The organism is Streptomyces viridosporus T7A, from assembly GCF_008704515.1.
In the GTDB taxonomy this organism is placed as follows: domain Bacteria; phylum Actinomycetota; class Actinomycetes; order Streptomycetales; family Streptomycetaceae; genus Streptomyces; species Streptomyces viridosporus.
In genome coordinates, this window is record NZ_CP023700.1 from 6,558,668 (window position 1) to 6,581,878 (window position 23,211).

Genomic DNA, 23,211 nt, shown 5'->3' on the forward strand with positions numbered 1-23,211 from the left:
GTCAGTGCCACACCGCCTGTACGTCGGGGCCGGTGATCCAGCCGGCCAGTTCGTCCATGTCGGAGACCGTCGCCCGGGGGCGCAGCGGGAGGTGCTCGATCCCCCGCTGCACGAGGGAGAAGCGGTCGACGGCCAGCCGGCCGCCCGCCGCCTCGAAGCGGTCCAGTTCCTCGTCGGTCCCGGGCCGGGCGAGGAGGCATCCGTCCTCCACCAGGTACATCAGCACCGGGTGCCCGGCCCGCGCCTGCGCCGTGGCGTCCCGCCGCAGGCCGGCGTCGACCGGGGCGCACGGCCCGTGACTCTCGATCAGCAGGATCCGCGGCGTCTTCCCGCGGCTCCCTCCCCAGGCGTCGTTCACGGCTGCCGCGTCGTGCCGTTGAGCGCGTCCAGCACGTGCTGGTCGAAGTTCTCCAGGCTCCAGTCGCGGCGGTTCCTGATGACCGCGTAGCCGTGCACGATGGTGCCCGTGGCGGTCTTGAGGAGGCCGCCGTCGCGGACGACGTACCAGTTCATCCGGGTGGTGTAGGTGAAGTCCTTGAAGACCTCCTCCACCTCGTAGGTGGTGTAGAGGTCCTCCTCCATCATCGCCTCGTCGAGGATCCGGATCTGGGACCGCGGCACGACGGGGATCCACCGGCGCTCGTCCAGCAGCGTCTTGATGGAGATGCCCCGGTCCGCGACGAACCGGTCCTTGCCCTCCTCCATCAGCCTCAGGTAGCCGGACATCTGGAGGCGCTCGGTGAAGTGGCAGTACGGGTACGGGATGTTCCACTTCCAGCCGTAGGCGTTCTTGCCCTCCAGCAGCTCCCCCAGGACCGTGTCCTCGGAGGTGAACGGGGTGAGCGGCGCGGGCACCACGTCGGCTCCGAGCCGGTCCACGGCGAAACGGGCGAGTTCCTCGGGCACCTCGCCCGCGGAGTCGAGGTAGGTGTCGATCCGCAGGGACACGCGCACCTTGGAGGTGACGGCCTTGAGGATCTCCCCGTCGCGTTCCACGTGCACGGTCACCCTGAAGCCCAGCGTGCCGTCCGCGTCCTTGGTGACCGGGACGACCTCGGCGGTGGCGAGGTCGTCCATGTGGAAGGCGTGCAGGATACGGGTGTCGATCCCGACGATGTCGAGGCCGAGGCCGTGCTCCTCGTACAGGCCGCGGGCCGGCAGGGCGGCCTGCCGGAAGTGGTCGAGGACCGCCTCCTCGACCATGTAGTTCACGTGCTTGAAACCGATCCAGGTGCAGATGTTGGAGCCCTCGTAGCGGGGGCGGACCTGGACGGAGGTCGTCTCGGTGAGGAGCGCCTTGACGGCGGTCTCCGTGACGATGGTCATCGACGGTGCTCCAGAGCTGTGTCGGGGACGGGCCCGCGCTGCGGAGCGCCGGTCCCAAGGGAGTTGACGAAAGTGACGGTCTCGGAGGCGAACCGTTCCGCTTCCTCGATCATCGGGAAGTGCCCGCAGCCGGGGAGGACGAGTGCGCGCGCGTCCGGCAGCGCGGCGGCCAGCGCCACGCTCTCGCCGGGCGGCGCGGCGAAGTCCTTCTCGCCCCCCAGCACCAGACAGGGCACGGTGATCCGGCCCGTCTGGAGCTGCGGAGTACGCAGGTAGAGCTCGAAGAAGCGCAGCCAGCCGTACGGGCCCACCCGGTCCCGCACCCGCTCCCCCATGGCCGCCCGCAGGGAGGCGGGAAGCCGGTCGCCGGAGTGGACCCGCAGGCCCTCCTCCATGATCAGGTGGAAGTCGTTGAGGTAGTGGCTGATGGTGTCCCAGTCGAACTCCTCGGCGGTGCGCCGGTAGAACGGCGAGACCAGCACCAGGCCGCGGATCCCGAACCGGGCGAGGGCGTCGCCGCCGCGCCGGCTCTCCCGGTCGACGAGGTCCAGCAGGACGGCCGCCGACATGGAGTGCGCCACCACGATCTCCGGGCCGCCGGGCACCGCGGCCAGCACCCGGGCCAGGGGACCGGCGAGATCGCCGTCGGTGCCCCAGTCCTGCACGCCCTCGGCGCTCCAGGGGAGCCGGGCCGACCACACCTCGTACGCGGGCGGCAGGAGCCCGATGCTCCGGTCCCAGACGCTGTCGTTCTCCGCCAGTCCGTGGACCATCAGCAGCCGGGGTCCGCCGGCGCCGGCGGTGCGCCGGCGGACCGTCCCGGCGCCGGGGCCGTCGGGCGCGGGCATCAGAGGGCCTCCGGGGCCGGGGGCTCCAGCAGCACGAGCCCGGCCGAGGCGTCGTCGGCGTCGGTGCCGCAGACCGCGTACACCGGCCCCTCGCCGTACTCGTCGAACAGGCCGACGGCCGTCGCGCACTGCAGCACACCGAGCGCGCCGGAGGCGCGGCCGGAGTGCTCGGGCAGGGCGATCCGCTCCACCCCGGGCAGCAGGTCGGCGCCGATCCCCTCGGGAGCCGTGTCGGGGAGGTGCCACCAGGCCGGGCCGGGCGCGCCGGAGGCGGCCAGCCGTTCCAGGACCGTCCCGACACCGGCCGCGCGGACGTACCGGCCGAGCACGGCGCGGACCCGCACGCCCCGCGCGCGGGCCGCTCCCGCGTCCTCCAGGACGACGGCGGCGCCCCCGTCGACGGCGTGCCGGCCGCCGAGCAGCCGGCGTACGACGTCGTTGTCCGGCTCGACGCCGACGACGAGGACCCGGTCCACGCGGCCCGCCGTGATCATGGTCGTGGCCCAGTTGACCGCGTCCAGACCGGACGTCGCGCCGTTGCACACCATCAGGTTGGGACCGCGCAGGCCGTAGCGGATGGCCGCGGAGGAGGCGATGACGTTGCTCGAGGCGTTCGGCAGGTCCATCGGGCTGGTCGCCGAGACGGTGCCCTCCCGCAGGGTGTCCAGGGCGCGGACGACGGTGTCCAGGTTGCCGTAGTTGGAGCTGACGACCACGCCGACGTCCCCGCCGGAGACCGTGCCGTCCTCGCCGAGGAGTCCGGCGTCGGCCAGGGCCGCGGAGGTCAGGCAGTAGCCGAGCTGGGTGGCCCGGTCCTTGTAGCGCAGGCCCTTCCTGCCCACCAGGGCGGCCGGGTCGACGGGCCCGTCGCCGGGCTGGGGGCCGGCGGCCAGCGCCTTGGCGCTGTCGGCGCCGGGGATCAGTACGGACACTCCGCTGACGACGACGCTCACGGGGCGGCCTCCACGATGGCGACGGCGTTGATGCCGCCGAATCCGAACGCGTTGAGCTGCGCCACGTTCATCGACGCGGACGCGGCGTCACCGGTCACGAAGCGGAACTCCGCGGCCTCCTCGACCGGCCGCTCCAGTCCGACGGTGGGCGGGACGCGTCCCTCGGCGAGGGCGGTGACGCCCATGACCAGGCCCATCAGCCCGGACGCGCCGGAGGTGTGGCCGGTCATCGACTTGATCGCCGTCATCAGCGGACCGCCCGCCGCGTCGCCCAGCGCGTCGGCCATCGCCGTCGCCTCGGCCTCGTCGTTGAGCAGGGTCCCGGTGCCGTGCAGCATCACCAGGTCGATGTCCTTCGGTTTGACGCCCGCCATGTCGTACGCGGTGCGCATCGCCTTCGCGATGCCCTCCGGGGAGGGCGCGGTGACGTGGAAGGCGTCACAGTTGACGGCGACGCTGCGGAGCAGGGCGTGCGTCCTGCCGCCGCCGGTCTCCCGGCCGAGCACGACGGCGGCGGCGCCGTCGCCCATGAGGACTCCGGTGCGGTCCCGGTCGAAGGGCCGCACCCGGTCCGGCGGGGTCGGGTGGACCCGCTCCAGCAGTCCGTACATGCTCTCGGTGAGCACGTCCACGCCCGCGACGATCACCGTGTCGGGAGCGTGGTCGCCCTCCTCCGCCAGCAGGTCCGAGCCGAGCGCCAGCGCGTACAGCGAGGCGGAGCAGGCGTTGGAGAAGGTGTGGGTCACATCGGCGTTGAACCGCTCGCGCAGCGCGGTGCCGAAGTGCAGGCCGGTGTCGTCCAGGTCGGTGCCCTCGCGCCACCAGAGCTCCAGGGAACGCAGCTCGCGCAGCCCCGTCCCGATGAGTACCGGTATGCCGGAGAGGTCCTCGCCCAGGCCCGCGTCGGCCGCCGCCTGCGCGATCGCGTCGACGAGCAGCGCGGTGGCGCGGGCGGGCACGTCCTCGCCCGCCACGGGGCGGTCGTCCACCTCGTAGGCGTGCTGCGCCCGGAAGCGGGTGCGGTCGAACCCGCGCAGCTCCGCGTGGCCGGTGACTCCCCGGCACAGGTTCTCGAAGAGCGTTCCGACGCCTCTTCCGGTGCTGGCCACGGCACCCATGCCGATGATCGGACGGCTCAGCATGCTTCCTCCTCGGGGCGGTCGTACCGGCCGAGCAGAACCACCGCGTTGTTGCCGCCGAACGCCAGACCGTTGTTCTGGACGACCCTGAGGTCGGCCTCGACGGCCTGGTTCGGCACGCAGTCGACGTCGCACTCGGGGTCCGTGGTGACGTGGTTGATCGTCGGCGGGATGAACCGGTGGGCGAGGGCGAGCGCGCAGCCGATGGCGCCCAGGGCGCTGGCCGCGCCCATGCTGTGGCCGAGCATCGACTTCATGGAGACGGTGCGCGGCGGGGTGCCGAACACCTCGCGGATCGCGCCCGCCTCGGTGATGTCGTTGGCCTTGGTCCCCGTCCCGTGGGCGGAGATCAGGTCCACCTCGGCCGGTTTCACGCCCGCGTTGTCCAGGGCGAGTTCCATGCAGCGCGCGACGCTCGCCCGGTTGGGCGCCACCTGGTGGTGGGCGTCGCAGTTGAGGCCGTAGCCGAGCACCTCGGCGTAGATGGTGGCGCCGCGTTCCAGGGCCGACTCCAGCCGTTCCAGGACGAGCACCCCGGCGCCCTCGCCGGTCAGGATGCCCTTGCGGTCGGCGTCGAACGGCCGGCAGTGCTCCGGCGCGATGGTGCCCAGCCGGTAGAAGCCGGTGAACGTCTTGCGGCACATGGCGTCCGCGCCCCCGCAGAAGGCGTAGTCCGCCTCCCCGGAGCGCACCGCGTCGAAGCCGTAGCCGATGGCGTAGTTGCCAGCGGCGCAGGCGGTCGGAACCGTGACGGCTTCGACGTCGGCCAGTTCGAGCTCCTGGGCGATGGCGACCGAGAGCCGTCCGGCGGGAATCCTCCGGGCCGCCATCGGGTCGAACGTCTCCGGTCCGCCCTTGATCTCGGCCTCGACCAGCTGATCGAGGTCGTACGACTCGCCATCGGTGGTGCCGATGGAGATCAGACCCCGTCGGCCGCGCAGGTCGGCAGCGTCCAGGCCGGCGTCCTCCAGGGCCATCCGGGCCGCGGCGGCCGAGAACTGCGCCGCCCTGCCGAGCTGTTCCGCCTCCAGGGTGCGGATCCAGTCCAGCGGCTCGAACTCGACGATCTCGCAGCCGTTGGCGTGGGCGAACCCTTCGGTGTCGAACACCGTGATGGGCCGGGCCCCACTGCGGCCCTCCTTCAGACCTTCGAGGAACTCCTTCACCCCCAGCCCGATGCTGGAGACCACCCCGAGTCCCGTGAGAACCACCCGGTGCCGTCCCGTTGCCTCCGGGCCGGCGTCGTGCACTGCCGACATGCCTACCTCCTTGTCCACGTCCGACCTACGCGCGCGCCACCCGGAGGCGTCGCGGACGGGTCACCAGCCGGCCGGCTCCCCGACGACCTCGTACACGCCCGCGAGGTTGACCATGCGCGGCAGTTCGGACTGGTTGATGACCACGCCGAACTCCTTTTCCAGGGCCGCGAGGATCTCGATCGCGCGGAGCGAGTCGGCGTTGTGGTCCTCCTTGAAGAGGCTGGTTTCCGAGACCTCTTCCTCTTCGATCTCAAGAATGTCGCAGACGATTTCCTTGATGATGACAAGACGCTCTTCGCGCGTTGCAGCGGCCATGCCGACACCTCTCTCGTGAATTGCCGAACGGGCAATTCCAGTGACTTCCTGACGATTTCTAAGCCGTGGCCGTCCGCTCCGGCAAGCCGCCTTGCACAAAGCTGCCAAGCAACACCGGGGAATTCTCTGCGGGCAGCGGGCGGGGACAGGTTTCGGCAGGGTCCGGCCGCGGCCGGGGACACAGCCGCGCGGCCGCGGCCGGGGGAGGGGCGGGGGACGGGGGCAGCGCGGACGGGGCACCGGCCGCGGTCGCGCGGCAGGGGCAGGGGCAGGGGCAGGGGTAAGGACGGGGACGGGGCGGGGGTCAGCGCAGACGGGACGCCAGGTCGGCGACGAGTTCGTCCCTGCGCGGCGTCAGGTAGAAGTGGTCGCCCTGCAGCACCTTGAGCTCGAAGCCCTTCGGGGCGATGCCGGACCAGGCGGCCACCTCCTCCACGGTCACATTGGGATCGCGGTCCCCGACGTAACCGACGACCGGGCAGCGCACGGGCATGGCGGGCCGGGGGCCCTTCTCGGCGTACCGCCCGACGACGGAGAAGTCGGCCAGGAGCGCCGGCAGCACGAGTTCCCGGAGGTCGGGGTCCTCCAGCAGCGCGGCGTCGGTACCGCCCAGCTTGCGGACCTCGGCGAGGACGGACTCGACACCGTCCAGGTGCGCGGTGCGCGGCCGCTGTCTGTGCGGGGGTTGCTGGCCGGAGACGAGGAGGAGGCTCGGACAGAAGCCGTGCCTGCGTTCCAGGCGGACCACCACCTCGTAGGCGAGCGAGGCCCCCATGCTGTGGCCGAAGACGGCCAGCGGCTTGTCGAGGAGGGGCAGGACGGCGGTGGTCACCGCGTCGGCCAGTTCCTCCATGCTCTCCAGGCAGGGCTCGGCGATCCGCTCCTGGCGCCCCGGGTACCGGGTCGCCAGGACCTCGACGTCGTCGCCGAAGGCGTTTGCCCAGGAGTGGTAGAAACTCGCCGAACCACCGGCGTACGGCAGGCAGAGCAGTCGCATGCGGGTGGAGGAGGACGGGGGGTAGCGCCGGAACCACGTCACGTCGTTCCGGGGGGTGTGCTTCAGGGTGTTCATGGCACCGGGCTTCTCGTATCGGGGAGTTCGGTCCAGGGCGGCGGGGGTGTCACACGGCGGCGAGGCCCTCCAGGGCGCCGGGGCCGTCCACGGTGACCACCTCGACGCCGCGGTCGATCCGGTGGATCAGGTTCGTCAGTACGCGCCCCGGGCCCAGCTCGACGATCCGCCGGCAGCCGAGCTGTCCGGTCAGGGTCCGCACGCTCTCCTCCCAGCGCACCGGGGAGACCAGTTGGCGCACGGCCAGCTCCGGCCAGTCGCCGTCGCCGGTGTACGGCTTCGCGTCCACGTTGGCGACCACCGGGAGGTTCCCCGGGGCGAACCGCACGTCCCGCAGGGTCCGGGCCAGCCGCTCGGCCGCAGGCGCCATGAAGGGGCTGTGGAAGGCTCCGCCCACGGAGAGGCGGATGAGCTTGGCCCCCACGCCCGGAGCCAGTTCGGCCGCTCGTCCGATGCCCTCCGCGGAGCCGGAGAGCCCCGTCTGGCCGGGGGCGTTGACATTGGCCACCCACACGTCGAGCCCCTCGGCCCGCACCTCGGCGGCCAGTACCTCGGCTTCCGGCAGGCCGGTCCCGACGAGCACGCCCATGGTGCCCGGACGGAGCCGCTCGGCGTCCCGCATGGCCTGTCCCCGTTCCGTCACCAGGGCGACCGCGTCCGGCAGCGTGAGCACTCCGGCCGCCGTCAGCGCCGCGTACTCTCCCAGGCTGTGCCCGGCGCACGCCACGGCGCCGTCCAGTGCCCCGCACCGTGCCGCCTCCGCGTGGGCCATCAGGGCCACCGTGAAGACCGAGAGCTGGGCCAGGTCGGTGCGGCGCAGCACGTCGGTCGGGGTCCGCAGCAGCAGTTCCTCGACGTCCTCGCCGCTGTGCCGGGAAACCTCACCGGCCAGGCTCCACGCGGTGGTGTCCCGCCAGGGTTCACCCATGCCTTGACGTTGCGTCCCCTGTCCGGGGAATACCAGACCGATCGGCGTCGGGGTCAACTCTCCACACCTTCCACGCGGCACACGGGCAGAAACGGGGGCCGCACCCGGTCGGCCGGGTCTCGGACGACAGGCCCCCGTCATCCGGTGCGCCGCGGGCCGGGGAGTGAGGGTCCCCGGGGCCCGTGGCGCACCGGATCGCCGACGGCACGGAAAACGCGGGGGGCCGCCGGAGTTCTCGGGTCAGGGGCGTCCGGCGGTCCGCTCGGGGCGGACGCCGTTCGTGTGGTCCCTGTCTAACCGGCTCCGTCCGACGGGGGCAATGACGGCTACAGGAAGCTGCCAGTGCCGAACCGGCCGTCACGCGGAGCTGCGCCGTCCGCGTCGCGTACGTCCCGTGCCGCGGCCTGGGCCGGCACGTCCTGCCGTCGTGCGCCCCGCCGGACCGGCGGCCCGGACGACCCCTTGACCGGTCCGGCCGGCGGGTGACCGGAGCCCTTCCGGCCCTTGGGGAGCAACCCCAGCTCGGCCGCCCGGACCCCGGCCTGGAAGCGTGAACTCGCCCCGAGGAGCGTCATGATCTCCGCGACGTAGCGGCGGTAGGTGCGCACCGAGACGGAGAGTTCGCGTGCGGCGACCTCGTCGGTGATGCCGACCTGGAGGCGGTTCAGGATCTGCCGGGCCACGTCGGCACGGTCGCGGTCACCGAAGTCGATCCGTTCCTCGACGGGGACCGCGTGGCGCCAGAGCCCCTCGAAGAGGGTGCTCAGCGTGCCGATCACGGTGGTGGCACGGATCACCGAGGCCTGTCGCCCGATGACCGCTTGCGAGGTCACCAGGGCGGCCGCCCCGTCGACGAGCATCACCTGGAGCATGGGCACCCTGGCCACCCGCACCTCGTACCGGAGGCTCTCCAGCTTGTGGGGCTGGACCACGCCGTCGTCGAGCATCGCCTGGGTGCACAGGAGCCGCAGTCCGATGTTCTTCCGGGAGGTCTCCAACTCCCAGTAGACGGAGTTGATGGCCTCGACGTGCTCCGCGTCGGCCAGCACGATGTCGATGGTCCGTTCGGCCTCGGCGACGAGCCCGAGGGCGGCTGCCGCCACCTCGCCGACGCAGGCGGTGACGTTGGTGATCAGCGAGTCCCGCACGACACGGTCGCGGTGCTTGGCGACGGTGGCCTCGATCAGCCGGCGGACCTCCATGAGCGTCTGCTCCAGGTCGTCCGGGGGCTGTTCGTCGGGTCGCCCGGTGTCCCCGGTGCGGCTTCGCAGGTCCTTCGCGGTGGTGTACCGCGGTCGTTCGACAGGATGGGGATCAGCCATGGCCTCGTGTTTCCGTACCGGATTCTCTGGCGGGGACATCGGTGCGCTGCGGCAGCAGTGCCATCTCCACGGCCCTGACCCCGGCCTGGAAACGGGAGTTGGCCCCCAGCGTCTGCATGATCTCCGCGACGTGACGGCGGTACGTGCGCAGGGACACCCGGAGTTCGCGGGCCGCCACTTCGTCGGTGTGGCCCTCGCACAGCTGCTCCAGGATGCGGCGCACCGACTCCGTCCGCATGCGCGCACTGGTGCGCTGGTACTCGGCGAGCGATTGGGCGTTGGCCCACATCCCGGCGAACAGCAGGTCCAGGGCGCGCGCCGACGCCGTGTCCTTGACGATGGTGGCGTCGCCCGCCTTCCCGGGGAAGCCCGGTACGAGGGCGACCCGGCTGTCGACGATCAGCATGCCGCGCAACTCCCTGTCGTCGACCCGGATCTCGCATCGGGTGCCCCGGAAGTGCTCGGCGTTCGGCCCGCAGTTGTTCACCGCCTGCGGCGTGCACAGCAACCGGATGACCGGGCCGCCCGTCCCGCCGCCCGCCGCCCGCTCCTTGGAGGGTGTCGCGTGGGCGGCGAGCGCGTCGAACACGGCGGACACGTTCTCGCCGGCGGACAGCGACACGGAGACGGAGTGGCGTGCCAGTCCGACGAGCCGGGTGACCGTGCCCCCGATGTCGGAGTCGTCCGCGCGCAGGACGAGGGATTCGCGCACCGGCCTGGTCCGGTGCAGCGACATCGTCGATTCGATCAGCGCACGTGCCTGAAGCAGCGCGCTTTCCATCCTGGTGAAGTCTTCGACCGTGTCGATGGTGCCGTCGGCCGGACCCACGGTCGACTCGCCTGGTGAAGGTTTCCCGATCACGGTGGCCATCAGGTCTTCACCGTGGGTTTTCAACGTGGAAGTCTTCATTACACCGATTATTCCCCGTAATGCTCAGCGGTAGAATCCTCGCCCTGAAGGAGGATGAAGCTGGCGAATCCGATGTCAGGAATTGTATTCCTGTTGAAAAGTGCACAGGGATCCTGGCTGTTAATTTTGCCTGAACAATCATCCATTCATCGTCAATGTACTTGCCGAAGTAAAGCGATTTCCGACGTGGCGGGCGGGGCTCAGGACGGGCCAAGTCTGCTTGACTCCGAAGCTCAGAGATTATGGGCTGGCCGCGAGCCAGTCAACGTCGGTCACAGGCATAGTCCAGGTAAAGTCGCGCCCGCCGGGGGACCTCGCAGACCATCGCGCCCAAATCCTCCGGCCGGGCTGTCAGGAAGTTGCAGCACTTCCGGCGGGCGTCGTGGAACCGGCCCCGGGTCGGACACGGAGCACATTCGGGCGGTGACGGCCGGTCACTGTCACGGTCCGCTGCTGTCCACTTACTGTCATCCGGCGTCGGCCTGTCGAGTGGCGGACCTAGCGTCTCGGCGCATGACCGCGCTCCGGAACAGTGCCGAATCAGCCAGTGGGTCCCCGAACGTCCGGGGCGTACCGGACGGGGCGACCGTGTGGTGGTGGCGGGGCGCGACGACGGTCCTGGCCGCGGATCTCGCCCTCCTGGACGACTCCGAGAGGCGGCGCCTGAGGCGCATGCGCACCGCGGCCGACGCCGCGGAGTTCGTCGGCAACCGGGCGTCGGTGCGCCGCGTCCTGGCCGGTCTGCTGGACGCGGCGCCGGAGCGGATCCGCCTGGGCCGCAGGCCGTGCCCGGGCTGCGGGGACGAGCGGCACGGCCCGCCGGCGGTGCTGGATCCGCAGGTCGAGTGCTGGATCAGCGTCTCCCACACCTCGGGCTGCGGCATGCTCGCCGTGGCCGCGGTACCCGTCGGGGTGGACGTCGAGCGGATGCGGGACGTCCGGGTCCGGGATCTCGCGTCCGTCGTCCTCACCCCCTCCGAGGCGCGGTGGCTGGAGGGCCGCCCCGCCGGGGACGCGCCGATCCGGGCGTTCCTGCGCTGCTGGACCCGCAAGGAGGCCGCGCTCAAGGCGGTCGGTGTCGGCCTCACGGTCCCCCTGGACGGGGTGGAGACGCATCCGGCCGTCGCCGGCACGGTCACGGTCGCCACCGGGGTGCCCGGCACGCCCGACGCGTGGTCCGTCACCGATCTGCCGGTGCCGGCGGCCTGGACGGCCTCCGTGGCCCTCCCCGCCGGGACGGCCGGGCCCGTCCGGCTGCGTCCTCACACCGGAGACTGAGCCCGTCCCGGCGGGGTTACCTTCGGTATTCGGGAGGAAAAGGAAGTCGCCGGTCGAGTTCGCCCTTCGTATCGTTTCGGCGGGATTCTTGTTGAATTTTGAATGTCTCGCGGGATCCTTCCAGGTGAACTCACGAGTAACTTTTCCCCTCTTCCCGTGGTCCTGGCCGGGGGCTTCACCGAACCGTCTCCCGGCGCTTGCGCTTTGCTCCCTCGCAACGACGCGGTGCTCCCGTCTGCGAGACGGGCGAGGGGCACCGGCCGAGCCCTTTCCCACCTCGGGTCGAGGCGTGGCGAAGGGCGGCGACCGACTTTCACGGTGCGGGCGGGGATTCGGCCGGGGCCACGGCGGAGCGCGCACGGGAGGCGCCGGGTCTTCACGGGGTCCCCGGCGGACGGCCCGGCGGATCGGTGCGGACCGAAAGGTTCATACCGTGGCATTCGTGCCGTGTCCGGCGCGACGACGAGGTGCCAGGTGCTCGCCGGGGCGTTCACCGGGACGTCCTTCGGGCACGGAACCGCCCGGGCGCCCCGGCCGGAGGCCGGAACCCGGGCGCCACCCCACCTGCGGGCAGTCTCCGGGTGCCGGTCGGCGAGGGGTGCGGACGAGCGCTTCCCCCCGGCGGACCCGTCGGTGCCGTACCGGGCGGGTCCCCGCCCCGCGCCCGAACGTTCGACACCGCCGGAGGGGAGATCCGGGGTGCGCGCGGCCGACTGCGCCGGGCAGCGCGCGGCCGGCGGTCCCGAACGGCGCGATCGAGTACAGCGCCGAGTCGACCGCGTGCGGGGTGGAACGGGGCCGCGGCCCTGGCCCCGACGGGGAATTCTCCACGGTCCGGTGGTGTGCCGACGGCCGTTCGGCGCGGCAGGAAGGATTCGGCCAACGCCGGCCTCGAGCGCGGCTTGCCCGCACCCGCCGGACCGGAACCGGGCCGAACCCGTCGGCGGAATCAGCGGACTCTTTCACCGCTGAAAGGGCCGGTCCCGTTCTCTCGCCGCCCGATTCGAATTCTCTTGTCTCCGCTGCGCCCTTGAAGAAAGGATTCAAGAGGTTTCTGGTCGATGATTCACGTACAACGGACAATGAGGGGCAGGTGAACGCCGGAACCCGGCTCGGGGATATTCCAACGTACAGCACCTCCCCGGAACGGCGTTCGGCGAGCGGAATGCCCGGTGGGCTGGTGAGGAGCCTTTTCCGCGCGTGCGAGCTTTCCGATCTGTCAGGGCGGAAGTTCTCTTCTTTGCTTTGGGTACGGCCGGCACGGGGCCGTGCGGTGGCCGGCCGATTCCGGGAGGACAGGGTGTGGCGGGACCGTGAAGGCGGGACCGGCGCCCCGGCCGTGAGGGGGCGAGGTGACGGCGTCGACCCCTTCGCGTGCCGCGCGGTACCGCCCCGACCGGCCTGCTGCCCGTCGCGCCGCGTCGGGGGAGCGGCGCCGTGCCGTGGCGGGAGGAGCCGAACGGGGACGGGAACCGGTGGCGGACGAGGTCCGCACGAACGCGAATTCAAGCCGAGGACACCGGACTTGCCGAAGTGCGCGGTTTCGTGGCGCAAATGGTCCGGAACGGTGATGCCGAGGTGAAACAGGTGTTCAGCGCCGTGGCGCGTGAGGCGCAGGTGTCGAAAACCCCCGGTGCCGTACCTCGGGATTGCGCCACCGGCGGTTGATCTGGCCGACTTCTGGCTGATTCCGTGTCACGCCGGTGGCGGGTCCTCGTCTCCCTGGGCGCGGGCACCGGTCTCCGCACGGCCGGGACGGAGCAGCGACTTCGGCGACTTCGGTGAGTGCCGGGAGGAAAGGGGCTCACGCGTGCCCCCCGAGGGCGAGCGGGTCCGGCGTCCGGTCCCTGCCGGGTCCGGCGTCGGGTCCCTGTCGGGTCCGGGCTTCCCCGGAGGCGCCGGGCCCGTTTCCTGCGGCGTTCCCTCGCATGCCTGCCGATCGCCGCGGGGAGGGGAGTCCGTTAAGGTCGTGCCGGAGCGACCGGGACACGCCGACGCCGCGACGACCTCGACCGTCCGCAGCCGTCTCTTCCCCGAGCCGGAGGCGCGGACCGGGGCGGCGGTGGACCGGGCGTTCCGCGCCCTGACGGGAGAAGGTGCCCCGAACGGACCCTCTCGGCCGGGTGCTGGGAGAACAAGCCGGTCAGAGCCGAGGCCATGGGGGAGCAGTGCGGTTGAGAGTGGAGTTCACGACCGAGCCCTTCGACCTCGACGAGGCGCCCGCGCACGCGGTGGTGGCCCGTGAGGTCGTCGAGGCCGCGGACCTGGACGCCGTGGACGTCGGTCCCTTCGGCACCACCGCGGAGGGCGGCGCGGACACGCTGCTCGCCGCCGTGGACGTCCTGCTGCGCCGGGCCCTGGCGGAGGGGGCGACCCGGATATCGCTCCAGGTCAATGTGGTGGAGGAGGGCGAGGGATGAGTGGCGCGGGGGACGAGCCGTTCATCGCGGCCGTCAAACCGCTGGTCGACGCCATGGGCGGGGAGATGCTCCCGCCGGACGAGGCCGGCCCCGACGACGTGGTCCTCGTCTGGGAGGGCGTCGCTGCCGTCGCCGTGCGCCTGCCGCAGCTCGGGGACTCCCTCGACCACCTCCTCGCCGCCCTGGAGCGCAGGAAGGGCAGGCCGCTGGCGGACCTGGACCGCAAGGAGAAGCAGGAGGTCGTACGCGCTCTGGAGGCGCGGGGCGCCTTCGCCGTACGGCACGGGGTCGAGACCGTGGCGAGTGCGCTCGGTGTCAGCCGCTTCACCGTCTACAACTACCTCAACCGTGAGAAGCGCCCCTGACCGGGTGACGCGCTCCGCGGTCGCGGGCCGCCGCCCGGCATCCGGGCGGCGGCCCGCGGCGTTCGGGGCGTGAGCCGGCGGCGTTCGGGGGAGGGGCGTCACGGACGCGCAGACGTCCCCGCGAATTTTCAACAAACTGTTGACGCGCTGTCGGCGGCGGCGTTCACTGTCGGCACGTCCGTTCCGCACGAAGGCCGTCCGCGGCCACGGAGGCTCCCGTGACGTCGACTTCCACGCCCCCGGGGCTGGCCCGCTTCAACGCCCTCGAGGAACACGCGGCGCTCGCCGTGCTCCACGAGGTGTGCGCCTCCACGGCCTGGGCCCGGCGCCTGCTCGCCGGCCGCCCCTACGCCACCGCCGGGGACCTGTACGCCGCCGGCGACGCCGCCACGGCCGGCCTGACCGCGGCGGACCTGGACGAGGCGATGGCCGGGCACCCGCCGATAGGCCGCCCCCGGCCCGGCGACGCGGTCTCCGCCCGGGAGCAGAGCGGCATGACCGGCGCCTCGGACGCGCTCAGGGCCGAGCTGCTCGACCTGAACCTGGCCTACCAGGAGAAGTTCGGCCATGTGTTCCTCGTCTGCGCCACCGGCCGGACCGGCGAGCAGATGCGCGACGCGGTGAAGGAACGCATCGGCAACGCGCCGGAGCGGGAGCGCGAGATCGTCCGCACCGAGCTGGGGAAGATCAACCGTATCCGGCTGGCCCGACTCGTCGAAGGGGACCGACGCACCATGAGCACCGAGACCACCGCTTCCGTGTCCACGCACATCCTGGACACCAGCGCCGGCCGCCCCGCCGGGGGCGTCGCCGTCCACCTGCACGCCCGCTCGGGGCGCGCGGCGCACTGGCAGGCGCTCGGCGGCTCCGCGACCGACGAGGACGGACGGTGCAGGGACCTGCCGGCGCTGCCGGAGGGGACCACCCACGTACGGCTCGACTTCGCCGTCGAGGCGTACTTCGAGGAAACCGCGGAGAAGCAGGCCGATGCGCAGCAGGACGCCCCCGCGAACCGGGACGGCGGTGCCCCGGTGTTCTTCCCGGAGGTGGCGGTCACGTTCGCCGTCGTCCCGGGCGAGCACTACCACGTGCCGCTGCTGCTCAACCCGTTCGGCTACTCCGTCTACCGAGGGAGCTAGCTACATGACCGTCCCTTCCCGCCCTTCCCGCCCCGCGATCCTGGGCCAGAACCAGTACGGCAAGGCCGAGACCCGAGTCGTCAGGATCACGCGGGACGGCGCCACCCACCACATCAAGGACCTGAACGTCTCCGTCGCCCTGTCCGGTGACATGGAGGAGGTCCACTACTCCGGCTCCAACGCCCACGTCCTGCCGACCGACACCACCAAGAACACGGTGTACGCGTTCGCCAAGGAGTACGGCGTCGAGTCCGCCGAGCGCTTCGGCATCGACCTCGCCCGGCACTTCGTCACCTCGCAGGAGCCGATCCACCGGGCGCGCATCCGCATCGAGGAGTACGCCTGGGAGCGCATCGGGACCTCCGGCGCCGACGGGACCGGGCACCCCGCCGACGGGACCGGGCACTCCTTCGTGCGCAAGGGCCAGGAGACCCGCCTGGCACAGGTCACCTACGACGGCGAGGACTGGGAGGTCGTCTCGGGCCTGAAGGACCTGACGGTGATGAACTCCACCGGCTCCGAGTTCCGGGGCTACGTCAGGGACGAGTACACGACGCTCCAGGAGGCCCACGACCGCGTCCTCGCCACCTCGGTCTCCGGCCGCTGGCGGTTCGGCTGGACCGACGACGAGCAGCCGGCCCCCGACTGGGAGGAGTCCTACGCGCAGACCAGGCAGCACATGCTCCGGGCCTTCGCCGAGACCTACTCCTTCTCGCTCCAGCAGACGCTGTACCGGATGGGCGCGCGGATCATCGAGCACCGCGACGAAATCGACGAGGTCCGCTTCTCCCTCCCCAACAGCCACCACTTCCTGGTGGACCTGGAGCCGTTCGGGCTCGAGAACGACACCGCCGACGGAGCCGTGTACTTCGCCGCCGACCGCCCCTACGGACTGATCGAGGCCACCGTGCTGCGCGAGGGCTGCGAGGCGCGGATACCGGTGGACCTCACCAACCTCTGACCCACCCCGCCCGGAGTGCCCCCGGTCCGCCGAGGGCACCCGCCCCTCGGCACCCGCGGCCGAGGAGCACGCCTCCCCGGTCGCGGCACTCGGAACCCCCCGGGTCCTGCCGTGCCCCGCCCGCCCAAGGAACCAGAGAGCAAGAGGGACGCACCATGGCAGCAGTCCAGCGCACCGTCATCGAGAACTGCGCGATCGCGACCGTCGACGCGAAGGACACCGAGTACGCCCGCGGCCACCTCGTCCTGGCCGGCAACCGCATCGAGTCGCTCGGTGCGGGCCCGGCCCCCGAGGGCCTCCGGGAGGTCGTCCGCCGCATCGACGCCTCCGGGCACCTGGCGACCCCCGGCCTGGTCAACACCCACCACCACTTCTACCAGTGGCTCACCCGGGGCCTGGCCACCGACCGCAACCTGTTCGACTGGCTCATCGCGCTCTACCCGACCTGGGCGCACATCGACGAGCCGATGGTGCACGCGGCGGCCCAGGGTTCGCTCGCGATGATGGCCCGCGGCGGCGTCACCACCGCCGTGGACCACCACTACGTCTTCCCCCGGGGCGCCGGCGACCTGTCCGGCGCCCTCGTGCGCGCCGCCCGCGACATGGGGGTCCGCTTCACCCTCGCCCGCGGCTCCATGGACCACGGCGAGAAGGACGGCGGACTGCCCCCGGACTTCGCCGTCGAATCCCTCGAGGACGCCCTGGCCGCGACCGAGGAGACGGTGCGGCAGCACCACGACGCCTCCTTCGACGCGATGACCCGGGTCGCCGTGGCGCCCTGTTCCCCCTTCTCGGTCTCCACCGAACTCATGCGTGAGGGAGCCGAACTGGCCCGGCGCCTCGGCGTGCGCCTGCACACCCACGGCTCGGAGACCGAGGAGGAGGAGAAGTTCTGCCACGAGCGGTTCGGCATGGGCCCGACCGACTACTTCGCGTCCACCGGCTGGCTCGGCGAGGACGTGTGGATGGCGCACTGCGTCCACATGAACGACTCCGACATCGCCGCCTTCGCCCGGACGGGCACCGGCGTCGCCCACTGCCCCTCCTCCAACGCCCGCCTCGCGGCCGGCCTCGCCCGCGTCCCCGACCTGCTCGCGGCCGGCGTCCCGGTCGGCCTCGGCGTGGACGGCACCGCCTCCAACGAGTCCGGCGAACTGCACACCGAACTGCGCAACGCCCTGCTGGTCAACCGCCTCGGCGTCCACCGCGAGGCCGCCCTGGACACCCGGGGGGCCCTGCGGCTCGGCACGTACGGCGGAGCCCGGGTGCTGGGCCGCGCGGACGAGATCGGCTCCCTGGAGCCCGGCAAGCTCGCCGACCTGGTGCTGTGGCGGATGGACACCCTCGCCCACTCCTCCATCGCCGACCCGGTGGCCGCGCTGGTCCTCGGTGCGGCGGCCCCCGTCACCGCCTCCTTCGTGAACGGCCGGCAGATCGTGGAGAACGGCCGGCTGCTCACGGCCGACGAGGACGCGATCGCCCGCACCACCCGCGCCGAGGCGCGGCGGCTGGCCCGGATCGCCGCGCGGGACTGACCCCCGAAGACCCCGGCCGGGAGGGACGGCTCCCGACCGGGACCGCGGCCCCCGGCGGGGTCCGCGACGGCCGTCTCCGGGGCGCGTCTCCCCGCGCGCCCCGGAACGGTCCGCCGTCACGGCCGGTGCGAGGGCCCCGGCCACGCCATGAGGTTCGCGAACAGTTCGGCCTGCTCGATCGCGTCGTCGAGCGCGTGGTGAGTGTGGCGGCGCCGGGAGAGCGGTTCGCGCGGCATGGTGCCCTTCGCCACCGCCCGCAGCGGCAGCCCCGCCTTGGTGGCGTACAGGGTCTTCATGTCCAGGCACCCCGAGTGCCCGAAGGGGCTGGAGCCGGTGAAGCGGATCAGGTACCCGTACGGGAACGTCCAGTCGTACGGCGCGGGGTAACCGCACATCACCGGCTGGGCGCCGGCCGCCGCCTCGCGCACCCAGTCGGTGAACTCCCGCATCGCCCGCTCCGGTTCGGCGCCCTCGATACTGGGTGTGACGCGTCGTCCGGCCATGGGACGGAAGGATCCCAGGCCGGGGACGCCCCGGCAGCCGAATGTCCCTCCACCGGCGGGGCCGGCCGCCCGTGCCCCCGCACCGGCCGGCGGCACTCCTCACGCCATCCGGGCCGCCACCTCGTCGCGCAGCCGGGGCAGCCGGTCGTGGTAGACGCCCGGGCAGAGGGTGTCGCCGTAGTCCTTGTGGCCGTAGAGCCGCGTCGGCGGGATCCCGTACCGCGCGCACACGTACGCGCACAGCACCACCAGGACGTCCCACTGGGCCTGCGGCGGAGTCGCGCCCGCGTGGTACGCGCCCTCGCACGCGATCCCGATGGACTGCTCGTTCTGGCCCGAGGTGTGGGAACCGAGCACGAAGCCGGTTCCGCCGGTGAGGGTCTGCAGGCTGCCGTGCCGGCCCTCGGTGATCCAGCCGCCCCTGCTGACCAGGAAGTGGTAGCCGGTGTCGACCCACCCGTTGTCGTCCATGTGCAGGTCCTGGACCCAGTGGGCGTGGGCGTGCGCCCGGGCCCGGGAGAAGTCGGAGGTGTTGGCGCTCACCGTGTGGTGGACGACGATCCGGCTCGGCCGGTACGACAGCCGGCTGATGGTCCCCCGGGGGGAGCGGGCGCCCCAGGTGCCGGTGGCGTCGATGTCCGGCTCGACGACGGCGGCCTCCCGGGCGCGGGCGGTGCCCGGCAGGGCGGTGGCGGTGACCAGGCCGGCCGCCGCACCGGTGAGCAGCAGACGGCGGCGCAGTGGGTTCTCGGCGTGCACGATCACTCCTTGCGAGGAGGGTGGGGGGAAGCGGTGGAGCCGACGGGAGGGACGGTCGCCGGCTCCACCGCGTGATCGCTTGCTGGGACGTGACGGCGGGACGTCCGCGCCGCTACGTGTTGTTGGCGAGGGCCAGGAGCCGGTCGCGGGAGCCGTTGAACTGGTTGCGGTCCACGTTGCCGGAGACGCCGCTGACCGAACCCGTGGCGGTGTACTGCCACACCGTCCAGGTGGGGAAGCCGCTCGGGATGGCCGGGGACGAGACGCCCCAATGTGCCACCCACAGCGGGCTCTTGCTGTACATGCCGGTCCAGTTGCCGGTGCAGGTGTTCCACCAGCTCGCCGTCGTGTAGATCACCACGTCACGGCCGGTGCGGGACTTGTAGGTGGTGTAGAAGTCGTTGATCCAGGTGCGCATCTGCGTGGTGGACAGGCCGTAGCACATCGCCCCGTAGGGGTTGTGCTCGATGTCCAGGACGCCCGGCAGGGTCAGGTTGTCGCGCGACCAGCCGCCACCGTTGTTGACGAAGTAGGTGGCCTGGGTGGAGCCGTTGGAGACGTTGGGGAGGGCGAAGTGGTACGCGCCCCGGATCACCCCCGCGTGGTACGCGGCGGGGTAGTTGGTGTTGAAGCGCGCGTCCTTGTAGCCGGTGCCCTCGGTGGCCTTCATCCAGGCGAACTGGATGCCGGCGCCCCGCACCGAGGTCCAGTTGATGGCGCCCTGCCAGTGCGAGACGTCGATGCCCTGGACGCCGTCGGTCGGGGCCATGACGCCCATCGACGGCTCCCCGGCCGGGACGTCCTCGTGGATCCGGGCGCCCACGCCCATGTACGCCTGGCCCGGCTTGACCGCGACGGGGCCGTCGGCGGGGGGCTTGGGCGCGGCGGTCGCGCCGCCCGCGGTGGTGGCCGTCAGGGCGAGGGCCGCGCCGAGGACGCCGAGGGCGGTGACGGTCCGTCTGGGGAAGCCGGCCGTGCGGCGGCGGAAGGAGAACATGCTGCCTCCGGTCAGAGGTGGGGGATGAGGGAAGGAGACGATCCCGGCCGGATCGACGCGGGTAGACCCCGCGCTGTTTGACGTGCGCGCGTCATCAATTAGGCATGGGGATTCCCCGCGCGTAAAGAGTCTCCATCCTCCTCTGGTGGTCTGGTCCACTGCCGGGGCCGATAACCAGGAAACTCGTCCTCCGGATGGCGGAAACTTTCACCGGATGAAAGCGGATCCACGCCCTTCTGCCGCTCGGCCGCCCGGTCCTGCCGCCGCGTCACCCGTGCGCGGCGGCCCTGCCGCCCGCCCCGGGTGGGCGAGGGAGCGCACGGCAGCCGGAGCGGCCGCACTGCCATGGCGGGCCTTCTCGCCGACACGCGACCGGGAGCCCACCCGTGCTGCTGGACAAGTCCGCCCGCGGCTACTGGTGCGAGTGCGGGACGGAACGCCTCGGAGGCACGGCAGAGGGGGCGCCCCTCCAGCGGTCTTCCTGCCGCTCGCACACCGACAGTTCACCGAACTGCCCCTGTGCGCATAGCTCGTGACACGATCTTTCTGAAGGGGTGGAGAACGTGAGCGTGAGCGTGAGCGAGGAACGTGAGCGCTGGGAGCTGCTGCCCGGAGCCGGGCTGGGGCCACTGCGGTTCGGGATGGACCAAAGACGAGACGGTGCCGAAGCCTGGGCCGCGCGGTGGCTCTCCGGCGTTCCTGCAAGCGAGACGTTCCCAGCGAAGTGATGAGCGGTTCGTCCCGGCTCTCCAGACGAAGGTAAGTCACCAAGCAGGTTGAAAGAGGGGTGCATATCGGATCATCCTTGGCGTCATGAGTCTCGTCTCCCCCTCCTTCAACGCGCCCGCCATGGGCGATTACGCCTACGACTGGGCCCTGGTCGATGTGGAGACCTCGGGACTCATGGCCCGGCGGGACCGGGTGCTGTCCGTTGCGGTCATCACGATCGGCCCGGACGGTGAGCAGACCGGGGAGTTCTCGACGCTGCTCAACCCGGGGTGCGACCCGGGGCCGGTGGAGGTGCACGGGCTCACCGTCGAGCGACTGCAGGGCGCACCGACCTTCGACCAGGTCGCCGGGCGGATCGGAGCGATGCTCCAGGGCCGGATCCTGGTAGCCCACAACGCCCAATTCGACTACGACTTCCTGGCCCATGAGTTCGCCCGTGCGCGGATGTGGCTGCCGGTGTCGCAGCGGCTGTGCACCCTGGCCCTGAACCGCCAGGTGGATCCGCCCACGGACGACATGAAGCTCGGCACCCTCGCCGCCCACTACGGCGTCTCCCGACAGCGTGCTCACGATGCGTTGGACGACACCCGGGTGCTTGCCGGGATCCTGCGGGCATCGCTGCGCGAGGCAGCTCGGCTCGATCTGCCCTTGCCGCTGGTGACCTGCCCACCGCGGGCGGAATCCCAATTCACGCCGAAGCCGGCGAAGACTCCTTGTGCCTACCGCAATCCGGGACGGCTGACTCCCGGCGGACCGCTCCAACAGGGGATGAAGGTCGCGATCACCGGTGAGACCGCCCACGCCCGGGCGGAACTGGTCGGTCGGGCGGTCGCCGCCGGGTTGAACATGATGACCTCCGTCAGCCGGCACACCAGCGTGCTGGTCACCAACGAACCGGCGGCCGATTCGGCAAAGGCCCGACGCGCGCTCGCCGAAGGCGTGCCGGTCGTCGACGAGCGGACCTTCCTGCGGCTGCTGGCCGACGTACGGCCGGGGACAGCGCACGAGACGACGGCCGCCAGGGTCGCTCCGGTGACTGAGCCGGAAGCGGAACAGGTGGGGCCCGTGGGGCCGGTGTCCACCACCACCTCGGCCGTGCCCACCCCGGAAGCAGCGGCCTCTCCCTGCGTGCCAGTCCCCGCGCCGCGCCCGTCGGAGCCCTCCGCCGGCACCTCGGGCAAGCCCCTGGCGGGACGTCGGGTACTGGTGCTCGGTGGCGTCCATGCCGATGCCGCGGCAGCTCGTACCCGCGTCGTCGAGCTGGGCGGGTCCGCGGCGATCAACCTGTCCGCCAGCGTCACCGACGTCGTGCTCCTGCCGGGAGGAGAGGGCGACCGGCGCATGAGGCGCATCACCGCCCTCGAACTCCCCGTGCACGACCTGCACTGGCTCGCCTCTCCGACCGCAACGGACCGGAGGGCGGGGGCTCTCCGTCCTCAGGAGCCGCACGTAATGCCCAGGGGCGGCGTCATCGACCTGCCCATGCCGCACGGCGGGCCCGCGCCGCAGTGGTACGTCACCGCCGGCTGGACCCCGCAGTCCGACTGCGAGATCGACGTGATCGCCTTCCTCCTGGACGAGGACGAACAGGTCACCTCCGACGAAGACTTCATTTTCTACGGAGCACCGGAGAGCCCCGCCGGGACGGCACGCCTGCTGACCGGAGGCCCTGCCGAACAGACCATCGCCCTCGACCTGGCATCCCTGCCACCCGCGACGCGGAAGATCGTCATTGCTGCGGCCATCGACGGCGCCGCCACCTTCGGGACCGTCGGCGCGATCCAGATCGGTACGGCCCCCGGCAGCAGCGGGGCACCTCTCGCCCGAGCCACCCTGGACGCCGCCACCACCGAGCGCACGATGCTGCTCGCGGAGATCTACCGCAGGGGTCCGCTCTGGCGCCTACGTGCCGTCGGCCAGGGCTACGACTACGGCCTCGACACCCTCGCACGCGGATACGGGGTCGACATCGCCGACTGATGTGGCTGGGGTCTTGAGGGCCGAGCGGGTGTGGGTGGAGACGTTCACGGACCTGCGGGTGGATCAGTTCGGTCGGCTGTCGAAAGCGGTCCGAGAGCGTGGTGGCAAGGGGTGCAGGCGGGGCCGGCCCCGGCTGCTGCCGCCGGCCGAAGAGAAGCACCAGGTGGTATTGACCGCCTTCCGGTAGACGTGCGCGACATCCGGGCCTGCTCTGGGCCGTCCTGTTCCCCCAGTCACGATGGCTCGGACGGTGCGCTGTGCTGCACGACGACGAGCGCAACCCCCCGGAGATCTACTTTTGGGGACACTCGAGCGACTGAGCCTCAGGCCAAGATCGAACTCCTGATGCGGTGCTCACGCATGAGCGCCCTGCCGGGCCCTCCTCGAGCCGTGGAAGGGCGCTCAACGATGACCAACGCCGCCCACCGCCGACAGCTCAGCAGCAGGTCAGAACGTTGATCGACAAGACGGCC

21 protein-coding genes and 1 pseudogene are annotated in these 23,211 nt (G+C 71.8%); 8 read left to right on the forward strand and 14 right to left on the reverse strand.

Annotated elements, in window-relative coordinates; all coding sequences use genetic code 11:
- Position 1 precedes the first annotated feature (1 nt).
- From CP969_RS30045 to CP969_RS30100, 11 genes are all read right to left on the reverse strand, one after another.
- Positions 2-358, reverse strand: coding sequence for a hypothetical protein (locus CP969_RS30045; RefSeq protein ID WP_004981578.1), 357 nt, complete (start codon positions 356-358; stop codon positions 2-4).
- Entirely contained in the window at positions 355-1,326 is a 972-nt protein-coding gene (locus CP969_RS30050; protein ID WP_004981570.1) for an acyl-CoA thioesterase family protein, read from the reverse strand. The genes CP969_RS30045 and CP969_RS30050 overlap by 4 nt, the downstream gene beginning before the upstream one ends.
- A complete protein-coding gene (locus CP969_RS30055; protein WP_016824042.1) occupies positions 1,323-2,174 on the reverse strand; it encodes an alpha/beta fold hydrolase in 852 nt (283 codons plus the stop codon). Before CP969_RS30055 ends, CP969_RS30050 begins: the two co-directional genes overlap by 4 nt.
- Positions 2,174-3,127, reverse strand: a complete 954-nt coding sequence (locus tag CP969_RS30060; RefSeq protein WP_016824041.1) for a beta-ketoacyl synthase N-terminal-like domain-containing protein — start codon at positions 3,125-3,127, stop codon at positions 2,174-2,176. The genes CP969_RS30055 and CP969_RS30060 overlap by 1 nt, the downstream gene beginning before the upstream one ends.
- Positions 3,124-4,269 (reverse strand): beta-ketoacyl synthase N-terminal-like domain-containing protein, encoded by a 1,146-nt coding sequence (locus CP969_RS30065; RefSeq protein ID WP_016824040.1) that lies wholly within the window; start codon positions 4,267-4,269, stop codon positions 3,124-3,126. The genes CP969_RS30060 and CP969_RS30065 overlap by 4 nt, the downstream gene beginning before the upstream one ends.
- Complete coding sequence (locus tag CP969_RS30070) at positions 4,263-5,525, reverse strand: beta-ketoacyl-[acyl-carrier-protein] synthase family protein (RefSeq protein WP_004981559.1); 1,263 nt, start codon at positions 5,523-5,525, stop codon at positions 4,263-4,265. Before CP969_RS30070 ends, CP969_RS30065 begins: the two co-directional genes overlap by 7 nt.
- Before the next feature lie 60 nt (positions 5,526-5,585).
- A complete protein-coding gene (locus CP969_RS30075) occupies positions 5,586-5,840 on the reverse strand; it encodes an acyl carrier protein (RefSeq protein ID WP_004981556.1) in 255 nt (84 codons plus the stop codon).
- 304 nt (positions 5,841-6,144) lie between these two features.
- Positions 6,145-6,912, reverse strand: coding sequence for a thioesterase II family protein (locus CP969_RS30085; RefSeq protein ID WP_016824039.1), 768 nt, complete (start codon positions 6,910-6,912; stop codon positions 6,145-6,147).
- A gap of 49 nt (positions 6,913-6,961) precedes the next feature.
- Entirely contained in the window at positions 6,962-7,897 is a 936-nt protein-coding gene (locus tag CP969_RS30090; RefSeq protein ID WP_026084769.1) for an ACP S-malonyltransferase, read from the reverse strand.
- A gap of 269 nt (positions 7,898-8,166) precedes the next feature.
- Positions 8,167-9,162, reverse strand: coding sequence for a helix-turn-helix transcriptional regulator (locus tag CP969_RS30095; protein ID WP_016824037.1), 996 nt, complete (start codon positions 9,160-9,162; stop codon positions 8,167-8,169).
- Positions 9,155-10,072 carry a helix-turn-helix transcriptional regulator gene (locus CP969_RS30100; protein WP_223887122.1) on the reverse strand — a complete coding sequence of 306 codons (918 nt, stop codon included), beginning with the start codon at positions 10,070-10,072 and terminating at the stop codon, positions 9,155-9,157. Before CP969_RS30100 ends, CP969_RS30095 begins: the two co-directional genes overlap by 8 nt.
- 513 nt (positions 10,073-10,585) lie before the next feature.
- On the opposite strand from CP969_RS30100, the gene CP969_RS30105 reads away from it, so the two are divergent.
- The 6 genes from CP969_RS30105 to CP969_RS30130 all read left to right on the forward strand — a co-directional run bounded on the left by CP969_RS30105 (position 10,586) and on the right by CP969_RS30130 (position 17,770).
- A complete protein-coding gene (locus CP969_RS30105; RefSeq protein WP_223887123.1) occupies positions 10,586-11,350 on the forward strand; it encodes a 4'-phosphopantetheinyl transferase family protein in 765 nt (254 codons plus the stop codon).
- Between the two features lie 2,168 nt (positions 11,351-13,518).
- Entirely contained in the window at positions 13,519-13,770 is a 252-nt protein-coding gene (locus CP969_RS30110) for a thiamine-binding protein (protein WP_078495324.1), read from the forward strand.
- Positions 13,767-14,135, forward strand: coding sequence for a helix-turn-helix domain-containing protein (locus tag CP969_RS30115; protein ID WP_016824032.1), 369 nt, complete (start codon positions 13,767-13,769; stop codon positions 14,133-14,135). Before CP969_RS30110 ends, CP969_RS30115 begins: the two co-directional genes overlap by 4 nt.
- A 218-nt stretch (positions 14,136-14,353) precedes the next feature.
- Positions 14,354-15,274: a 2-oxo-4-hydroxy-4-carboxy-5-ureidoimidazoline decarboxylase gene (gene uraD / locus CP969_RS30120; protein ID WP_016824031.1), complete on the forward strand. Its 921-nt coding sequence runs from the start codon at positions 14,354-14,356 to the stop codon at positions 15,272-15,274.
- A 4-nt stretch (positions 15,275-15,278) separates the two neighbouring features.
- Complete coding sequence (gene pucL, locus CP969_RS30125) at positions 15,279-16,235, forward strand: factor-independent urate hydroxylase (protein ID WP_016824029.1); 957 nt, start codon at positions 15,279-15,281, stop codon at positions 16,233-16,235.
- 155 nt (positions 16,236-16,390) lie between these two features.
- Positions 16,391-17,770 carry an 8-oxoguanine deaminase gene (locus CP969_RS30130; RefSeq protein WP_016824026.1) on the forward strand — a complete coding sequence of 460 codons (1,380 nt, stop codon included), beginning with the start codon at positions 16,391-16,393 and terminating at the stop codon, positions 17,768-17,770.
- Positions 17,771-17,886: 116 nt separating this feature from the next.
- On the opposite strand, the gene CP969_RS30135 is transcribed toward CP969_RS30130, so the two are convergent.
- The 3 genes from CP969_RS30135 to CP969_RS30145 form a co-directional block, all read right to left on the reverse strand.
- Entirely contained in the window at positions 17,887-18,273 is a 387-nt protein-coding gene (locus CP969_RS30135; RefSeq protein WP_223887124.1) for a 3'-5' exoribonuclease, read from the reverse strand.
- A gap of 99 nt (positions 18,274-18,372) precedes the next feature.
- A complete protein-coding gene (locus CP969_RS30140; protein ID WP_016824023.1) occupies positions 18,373-19,032 on the reverse strand; it encodes a peptidoglycan recognition protein family protein in 660 nt (219 codons plus the stop codon).
- A gap of 112 nt (positions 19,033-19,144) precedes the next feature.
- The gene (locus tag CP969_RS30145) at positions 19,145-20,029 is read right to left on the reverse strand and encodes a lysozyme (RefSeq protein WP_016824022.1); all 885 of its coding nucleotides are present in this window, start codon (positions 20,027-20,029) and stop codon (positions 19,145-19,147) included.
- 813 nt (positions 20,030-20,842) lie between these two features.
- Here CP969_RS30145 and CP969_RS30150 point away from each other — a divergent pair.
- Positions 20,843-22,738, forward strand: coding sequence for a TerD family protein (locus tag CP969_RS30150; protein WP_016824021.1), 1,896 nt, complete (start codon positions 20,843-20,845; stop codon positions 22,736-22,738).
- 1 nt (position 22,739) lies between these two features.
- Positions 22,740-22,889, forward strand: a pseudogene (locus CP969_RS34690) (IS5/IS1182 family transposase); the annotation flags it as partial.
- Between the last annotated feature and the right edge of the window lie 322 nt (positions 22,890-23,211).

What these genes read in the sequence shown, in the direction of transcription:
- CP969_RS30130 (WP_016824026.1), top strand. Translation starts at nt 16,391, where the DNA reads ATGGCAGCAGTCCAGCGCACCGTCATCGAGAACTGCGCGATCGCGACC.
- CP969_RS30135 (WP_223887124.1), bottom strand. Translation starts at nt 18,273, where the DNA reads ATGGCCGGACGACGCGTCACACCCAGTATCGAGGGCGCCGAACCGGAG.
- CP969_RS30145 (WP_016824022.1), bottom strand. Translation starts at nt 20,029, where the DNA reads ATGTTCTCCTTCCGCCGCCGCACGGCCGGCTTCCCCAGACGGACCGTC.
- CP969_RS30085 (WP_016824039.1), bottom strand. Translation starts at nt 6,912, where the DNA reads ATGAACACCCTGAAGCACACCCCCCGGAACGACGTGACGTGGTTCCGG.
- CP969_RS30070 (WP_004981559.1), bottom strand. Translation starts at nt 5,525, where the DNA reads ATGTCGGCAGTGCACGACGCCGGCCCGGAGGCAACGGGACGGCACCGG.
- CP969_RS30150 (WP_016824021.1), top strand. Translation starts at nt 20,843, where the DNA reads ATGAGTCTCGTCTCCCCCTCCTTCAACGCGCCCGCCATGGGCGATTAC.
- CP969_RS30100 (WP_223887122.1), bottom strand. Translation starts at nt 10,072, where the DNA reads ATGAAGACTTCCACGTTGAAAACCCACGGTGAAGACCTGATGGCCACC.
- CP969_RS30115 (WP_016824032.1), top strand. Translation starts at nt 13,767, where the DNA reads ATGAGTGGCGCGGGGGACGAGCCGTTCATCGCGGCCGTCAAACCGCTG.
- CP969_RS30095 (WP_016824037.1), bottom strand. Translation starts at nt 9,162, where the DNA reads ATGGCTGATCCCCATCCTGTCGAACGACCGCGGTACACCACCGCGAAG.
- pucL (WP_016824029.1), top strand. Translation starts at nt 15,279, where the DNA reads ATGACCGTCCCTTCCCGCCCTTCCCGCCCCGCGATCCTGGGCCAGAAC.
- CP969_RS30105 (WP_223887123.1), top strand. Translation starts at nt 10,586, where the DNA reads ATGACCGCGCTCCGGAACAGTGCCGAATCAGCCAGTGGGTCCCCGAAC.
- CP969_RS30055 (WP_016824042.1), bottom strand. Translation starts at nt 2,174, where the DNA reads ATGCCCGCGCCCGACGGCCCCGGCGCCGGGACGGTCCGCCGGCGCACC.
- CP969_RS30075 (WP_004981556.1), bottom strand. Translation starts at nt 5,840, where the DNA reads ATGGCCGCTGCAACGCGCGAAGAGCGTCTTGTCATCATCAAGGAAATC.
- CP969_RS30065 (WP_016824040.1), bottom strand. Translation starts at nt 4,269, where the DNA reads ATGCTGAGCCGTCCGATCATCGGCATGGGTGCCGTGGCCAGCACCGGA.
- CP969_RS30050 (WP_004981570.1), bottom strand. Translation starts at nt 1,326, where the DNA reads ATGACCATCGTCACGGAGACCGCCGTCAAGGCGCTCCTCACCGAGACG.